Annotated in this window: 2 rRNA genes; both read left to right on the top strand. The window is 53.3% G+C overall.

Going from position 1 to position 1,904, the window contains the following annotated elements:
- A 23S ribosomal RNA gene (locus tag HCJ30_RS14160) occupies positions 1–1,710 on the top strand; the annotation flags it as partial.
- Positions 1,711–1,787: 77 nt separating this feature from the next.
- A 5S ribosomal RNA gene (gene rrf / locus HCJ30_RS14165) occupies positions 1,788–1,903 on the top strand.
- Position 1,904 lies beyond the last annotated feature (1 nt).

The following is a 1,904-nucleotide window of genomic DNA, read 5'->3' on the forward strand; positions in this document are numbered from 1 at the left end:
GAGGTTCGTGGTAGGAGAGCGTTCTAAGGGCGGTGAAGTCAGACCGGAAGGACTGGTGGAGCGCTTAGAAGTGAGAATGCCGGTATGAGTAGCGAAAGAAGGGTGAGAATCCCTTCCACCGAATATCTAAGGTTTCCTGAGGAAGGCTCGTCCGCTCAGGGTTAGTCGGGACCTAAGCCGAGGCCGATAGGCGTAGGCGATGGACAACAGGTAGAGATTCCTGTACCAGTGCTAATTGTTTAACCGATGGGGTGACACAGAAGGATAGGGAATCGCACGAATGGAAATGTGCGTCCAAGCAGTGAGTGTGAGAAGTAGGCAAATCCGCTTCTCGCGAAGCATGAGCTGTGATGGGGAAGGAAATTAAGTACGGAAGTTCCTGATTTCACGCTGTCAAGAAAAGCCTCTAGGAAGAGTAGTACTGCCCGTACCGCAAACCGACACAGGTAGATGAGGAGAGAATCCTAAGGTGAGCGAGAGAACTCTCGTTAAGGAACTCGGCAAAATGACCCCGTAACTTCGGGAGAAGGGGTGCTCTATTAGGGTGCAAGCCCGAGAGAGCCGCAGTGAATAGGCCCAGGCGACTGTTTAGCAAAAACACAGGTCTCTGCAAAACCGTAAGGTGACGTATAGGGGCTGACGCCTGCCCGGTGCTGGAAGGTTAAGAGGAGTGCTTAGCTTCGGCGAAGGTACGAATTGAAGCCCCAGTAAACGGCGGCCGTAACTATAACGGTCCTAAGGTAGCGAAATTCCTTGTCGGGTAAGTTCCGACCCGCACGAAAGGCGCAACGATCTGGGCACTGTCTCAACGAGAGACTCGGTGAAATTATAGTACCTGTGAAGATGCAGGTTACCCGCGACAGGACGGAAAGACCCCGTGGAGCTTTACTGCAACCTGATATGGAATGTTTGTACCGCTTGTACAGGATAGGTAGGAGCCGAAGAGACGTGTGCGCTAGCATACGAGGAGGCAATGGTGGGATACTACCCTGGCTGTATGACCATTCTAACCCGCCACGCTTAGCGCGTGGGGAGACAGTGTCAGGTGGGCAGTTTGACTGGGGCGGTCGCCTCCTAAAGAGTAACGGAGGCGCCCAAAGGTTCCCTCAGAATGGATGGAAATCATTCGCAGAGTGTAAAGGCACAAGGGAGCTTGACTGCGAGACTGACAAGTCGAGCAGGGACGAAAGTCGGGCTTAGTGATCCGGTGGTTCCGCATGGAAGGGCCATCGCTCAACGGATAAAAGCTACCCCGGGGATAACAGGCTTATCTCCCCCAAGAGTCCACATCGACGGGGAGGTTTGGCACCTCGATGTCGGCTCGTCGCATCCTGGGGCTGTAGTCGGTCCCAAGGGTTGGGCTGTTCGCCCATTAAAGCGGCACGCGAGCTGGGTTCAGAACGTCGTGAGACAGTTCGGTCCCTATCCGTCGCGGGCGCAGGAAATTTGAGAGGAGCTGTCCTTAGTACGAGAGGACCGGGATGGACACACCGCTGGTGTACCAGTTGTTCCGCCAGGAGCATCGCTGGGTAGCTATGTGTGGCAGGGATAAACGCTGAAAGCATCTAAGCGTGAAGCCCCCCTCAAGATGAGATTTCCCATTTCTTCGGAAAGTAAGATCCCTGAAAGATGATCAGGTAGATAGGTTTGGAGTGGAAGTGTAGCGATACATGGAGCGGACAAATACTAATCGATCGAGGACTTAACCAAAAAATGAAACGAAGTTACCTAACTGAACCCTTTCTTCTCTAGTTTTGAGAGAGCAATCTTTCAACAACTCAATATTGTCTGGTAGTTATGGCGAGAAGGTCACACCCGTTCCCATCCCGAACACGGTAGTTAAGCTTCTCCGCGCCAATGGTAGTTGGGGGCTTCCCCCTGCGAGAGTAGGTCGCTGCCGGGCA

The sequence above is a fragment of the Listeria cossartiae subsp. cossartiae genome (assembly GCF_014224155.1).
In the GTDB taxonomy this organism is placed as follows: Bacteria; Bacillota; Bacilli; order Lactobacillales; family Listeriaceae; genus Listeria; species Listeria cossartiae.